This is a genomic window from Sulfurovum sp. bin170, assembly GCF_010892395.1.
Classification (GTDB): domain Bacteria; phylum Campylobacterota; class Campylobacteria; order Campylobacterales; family Sulfurovaceae; genus UBA1140.
The window spans coordinates 1-4,755 of the sequence record NZ_JAACKB010000096.1 but is presented as its reverse complement, the minus strand read 5'-3'; the positions used below and the strand labels follow the sequence as shown (position 1 = coordinate 4,755).

At 36.3% G+C, this 4,755-nt stretch carries 5 protein-coding genes; 2 read left to right on the top strand and 3 right to left on the bottom strand.

Features of this window, described 5'->3' with window-relative positions:
* Nucleotides 1–115: 115 nt before the first annotated feature.
* Complete coding sequence (miaB, locus tag GSY74_RS02270; protein WP_164663495.1) at nt 116–1,423, bottom strand: tRNA (N6-isopentenyl adenosine(37)-C2)-methylthiotransferase MiaB; 1,308 nt, start codon at nt 1,421–1,423, stop codon at nt 116–118.
* Between the two features lie 17 nt (nt 1,424–1,440).
* A complete protein-coding gene (locus GSY74_RS02265) occupies nt 1,441–1,680 on the bottom strand; it encodes an HP0268 family nuclease (protein ID WP_164663494.1) in 240 nt (79 codons plus the stop codon).
* Nucleotides 1,681–1,852: 172 nt separating this feature from the next.
* On the opposite strand from GSY74_RS02265, the gene nusA reads away from it, so the two are divergent.
* The gene (gene nusA / locus GSY74_RS02260; protein ID WP_164663493.1) at nt 1,853–2,995 is read left to right on the top strand and encodes a transcription termination factor NusA; all 1,143 of its coding nucleotides are present in this window, start codon (nt 1,853–1,855) and stop codon (nt 2,993–2,995) included.
* Between the two features lie 209 nt (nt 2,996–3,204).
* Here the strand turns inward: nusA and GSY74_RS02255 are convergent, their stop codons facing one another.
* A complete protein-coding gene (locus GSY74_RS02255) occupies nt 3,205–4,299 on the bottom strand; it encodes a hypothetical protein (RefSeq protein WP_164663492.1) in 1,095 nt (364 codons plus the stop codon).
* A gap of 178 nt (nt 4,300–4,477) precedes the next feature.
* On the opposite strand from GSY74_RS02255, the gene GSY74_RS02250 reads away from it, so the two are divergent.
* On the top strand, nt 4,478–4,755 hold a 278-nt coding region (locus tag GSY74_RS02250; RefSeq protein ID WP_188108684.1), incomplete at its 3' end, for a MotA/TolQ/ExbB proton channel family protein.

Below are 4,755 nucleotides of genomic sequence, written 5' to 3'. Positions count from 1 at the left end.
GCTTATCTATAAAATGATAATTTTTTCTATAAGTTAACCATAAAAAACGCATTAAAAAAAAGACAAGAGCAGGAACAACAATTACCCCTACCCACCTTAAAAACCTTTTTTTCAATTATACATTCACCATTAACAGTTCACCATCCAAAGCACCTCTTGAAGTTTTAATGACTTTTACTCTCTCTATTTTTCCCAAAAGGTCTTCGCTACCCTTAACAAAAAAGAGTTTACCATCATCCGATCTCCCAGAGACTCTTCCATTTGGTTTCAACTCATCAAAATAGACCATATGCTCTCTATCCATCTGTGCATTCATAATCTCATCTACTATCTCAGTGTGTCTTGCTTGTAGTTTTGTTAACCTTGCACTTGCTATCTCATTTGGGATTTGATTACTATACTCTGCAGCCGCTGTAAGTGGTCTTGGGGAGTACTTAAATGAGAAAAGTTGCTCAAATCGAACCTGCTCTAGCACATCCATTGTATCTGCAAAATCCTTATCACTCTCGCCAGGGAAACCAACAATAATATCTGTAGATATAGTAGCTTCAGGGCAGAGTTCTCGTATCTTTTGACAGCGATTGATAAACCACTCTTTTGAGTAGCCTCTCTTCATCTCTTTGAGTATAGAGGTTGAACCACTCTGCAAAGGAACATGAATCTGCTTACATATCTTAGGGTTTGAGGCAAACTCTGTTAGAAACTCATCACCCATATGAAAAGGGTGTGGTGAGGTAAAACGAATTCTCTCTAAACCATTAATCCTACTTACTCTTTTTAGAAGTTCCGTAAAATTACACTTCTCTTGGTCAGAGGAGAAGTACTTACCATAGTTGTTGACATTCTGCCCAAGTAACATAATCTCTTTGGCTCCAGTCGCTACAGCCTTTTTTATCTCACCAACAATCAAATCCGTAGGGATTGAAATCTCGTCACCACGAGTAGCAGGAACGATACAGTAGGTACATGATTTATCACATCCCATAGAGATATTGACCATCGCTTTAAATGGATTGGTTCTATACTCTCCAAAGGCGTAAGAGCTATCATCATGGTCTATATCAACCTCAACAGCATGTCTCTTATCAATCACTGTAGAGAGTTTAGATACATTCCTCGCCCCTAGAACAAAATCAACTATTGGAGCTCTTTTGATAATATCTCTTCCCAAGTGAGAAGCGGTACAACCTGTTACACCAATCTTTGCCGAAGCTTTTTTATATTTACGAAAAATCCCAATCTCTGAAAATAGTTTAGAGACAGGTTTTTCACGAACAGAGCAAGTGTTTATGATAATCAAATCAGCCTCTTCTACTCTCTCTGTCAACTCATATGGCTCTTTTTGATTAAGTTCAGCAATCATATGTTCGCTATCACGAACATTCATAGCACACCCTAAGGTCTCTATATAAAGTTTTTTCATTAAATCTAAACTGCTAACTATTTAACTATATGCACTTCATATATAAACTCATCATCGTTTAGTCCAAACTTTACTTCACGCATATATACAGAGTACTCCATCTCCTCAAAATGCTCAATAAGTGTCTTCAAATCTTTATGTGAATTCTCCTTATCGAAGTAAAATATAGACTTCTTTTCCAAATCTTCTTCAATCTTTGACAGCTCTATCAGTTTTGGTTTCGCTGTCACTGAAGCCCTTGCTAATTTTAGTTTCATATCTTTGTAATCCTTAAAAAAAAATATAATTCAGTATATTTATGTTTAAAAATATTATACCTATTTTACTTAAAGGTAAGTTTAGCTATAATTCATCTACTACAAACAACCGACAAAATCACACACATTCGTAACACATTGTTAAAGTTAAAAGAAAATAAAGGAATTAATTATGGAAAAAATTGTTGATATTATAGAGGCTATGGCTCATGAGAAAAATATCTCTCTTGAATCTGCGGTAGATGCATTTAAGGAAGCCTTGATTAAAACTGCAAAAAGATGTACAACCTATACATCACATTTTGAGGCTACTGTAGATATGGATAGAAAAGATTATCGTGTAGAACAGATTATAATTGTTGCAGAAGATCGTGATGAGAGATTTGAAAAAGAGCCAGATTCTGTGATTAGCCTAGAGGAGGCTCAAGAGGAGTATGGCTCAGACATTGAGCTAGGGGATGAGTTACGAAGTAATTTTATACTTGAAGATCATGGACGAACTGCTTCACACAATCTATTTAGAGAGTTACAGTACCATATACAGAGACAAGTAGAGCAAGACCTATTTGAAAAATACCGAGAGAGAGTTGGTACAGTTATGATAGGAACTGTTAATCGTATTGATGATAAAGATAATACATTTATAGAGATTGGTGAGCTAAAAGGTATTTTGAGCCAACGGAATCGTATCAAAGGTGAAAAGTTCAAAAGAGGAGACACTGTTAAAGCTCTTCTTCGATATGTCAGCATAGACCCAGAGATGGGAATGTTCCTTGAACTTACAAGAACAGCACCAAGATTCCTTGAAAAACTAATGGAGAAAGAGGTTCCAGAGATTGGTGATGAGACTGTAGAGATTATAGCAAGTGCAAGAATCCCTGGGCAGAGAGCTAAACTAGCACTCAAAACTGATTTCCCAAACATAGACCCAATTGGTGCGGCCGTTGGTGTAAAAGGGGTTAGAATCAATGCAGTAAGTGCAGAGCTAAATGGTGAAAATATCGACTGCGTTGAGTACTCACCAATCCCTGAGGTGTTTATCACTAGAGCCTTGTCTCCTGCTATTATTCAGAGCCTAAAAGTAACCGACCCTAAAGGGAAAAAGGTACTAGTCAATATTACCAATGACCAAAAAGCAAAAGCGATTGGTAAGAGTGGTATCAATATTCGTCTAGCTTCAATGCTGACTGGTTATACTATTGAGCTTAATGAGATTGAGGGGATTACCAATAGAACAGGTGATGGAGGTAAAAAATCTTCAAATGAAATTGAGAAGACTACTAGCACTGATGCATTGGCTGACCTATTTAAATAATTAAACAATTGAAAGTTGCAGGGTGGTGCCAATAAAATAAGGATTTAGACAAGGGAGTCCCTTGTCTCTACTGTTTTGAAATTGAAATATTGTAGGGACAATGGCACTGCCTTGTCCTAATAAATCAATAACAATACGCTTATTTCATTGGCATAAATGCACCACCCTTGTATAATAAAACTAGAGATAGAAAATGATATTTTTAAAGTTTAAAACTTATAAGTACCTATAAACTCCAAAGCTTTCTCTGCGTCTGAATCTTCCGTATACTCTGTATTAGAGAATATCGCATTAAGCGAGATATTTTTTGCAACCTCATAACCCAAGATAACATCAACTTCACAACCATCATCATATTTTGCATAACTAAGCGTACTAGCCAATCCACTAAATTTTCTAGATGCTTCTACTTTAAATGAATTATCTAATTTATCAGATGCCCATGTATTCCAAGAGCTAGTATAGAGTGAATCCACCTCAACCTTTCCAGCCGCTCTATCTTGAATATTGTTATAAGCAATACTCATACCCCAACCATCTATCTCACCTGCTACCTTTAGACCATAAGCCATAGAGTCATCACCCTCATCATAGTTAGTTGAGACTGCTTGAACAGCATAAAGAACCCCACTTCTCTTTTCAGAAACATCAGCATAGATTTGAGTATATCCCCCTGCATCTATATTGTAATACCAAAGATTTGCATCCACAACACTACTATAAGCCATACCAATAGCATAGTTGTCATCTGCCAGTTTTACAAACTCTGTTCCAGAGTTATTTGCTCTTAACTTGGTAACATACGCACCAATCAGTGTCAAGTTCGCTATCTTGTGAACAACTGTTCCTGCTTCAAAATGTGACGGAGCAAGTAGCCAATCAAAAGAGCCAAGCATAGGAGTATTTAATTGTTGCCGACCCACAATAGCCGTTGTTCCTCCCATAGTTGCTACAATATTTGCATTTCCAAAGTAGGCATCAGAGGTGTGTCGTTTTGCCATATTATCTTCTGGATCAAATAGACTACCTTTATTTTTACCCTCCATAGCACCACCAACACTTGCTCCCAAGCTATCATAACCAATAGCAGTAAAGTTAGCACTAATAGCATCTGAAAATTTATGAGATACATTTAGTGTCACAGCCCCACCTGCATTGGCACTCTCATTAGAGAATAGCTTATCTTTATTATCAGTAGTATAGTAGTAGAGTTGTGCCTTTCCATCTACTGTGGTATCGCTTTTTGCCTCTGTTGCACTTGCCACTACGCTAATAGCGACAAGAGATAGTAAAATCTTTGTCATATTATAAAATTCCCTTTAGTTAATTTATAACATAATAACAGATTTCTTATACTCTTTGCTCTAAAATATGTATATTTTTTCATCAAATTATTATAGTCATTTAAAACTAATCACCAAATGAGTATAATTCTCATAATTTTCTCATTTTTAAATGATATAATTTAGCCAAAGGAAAAAAATGGAAATAGAACTTCTTAGTGAAATCGTGGATTATGGTATATTGGGATTGTTAGCTTTTATGAGTTTTTTAACACTCTTTTTTTGGATAGAGAGACTGCTCTTTTACAGAGGTGTCAAGGTGGAGAGCTACAGCACCCAAGAGGCACTAGAGCTTGACATCACAAATAATCTCTCCATCATCTCTAGTTTTGGAGCCAATGCACCCTATATCGGTCTTCTTGGAACTGTTCTTGGTATTATTATCACATTCTATACACTCGGTCAGACAGGTGAGAT

Coding starts and splice junctions, on each gene's coding strand:
- nusA (WP_164663493.1), top strand. CDS start 1,853: ATGGAAAAAATTGTTGATATTATAGAGGCTATGGCTCATGAGAAAAAT.
- GSY74_RS02255 (WP_164663492.1), bottom strand. CDS start 4,299: ATGACAAAGATTTTACTATCTCTTGTCGCTATTAGCGTAGTGGCAAGT.
- miaB (WP_164663495.1), bottom strand. CDS start 1,423: ATGAAAAAACTTTATATAGAGACCTTAGGGTGTGCTATGAATGTTCGT.
- GSY74_RS02265 (WP_164663494.1), bottom strand. CDS start 1,680: ATGAAACTAAAATTAGCAAGGGCTTCAGTGACAGCGAAACCAAAACTG.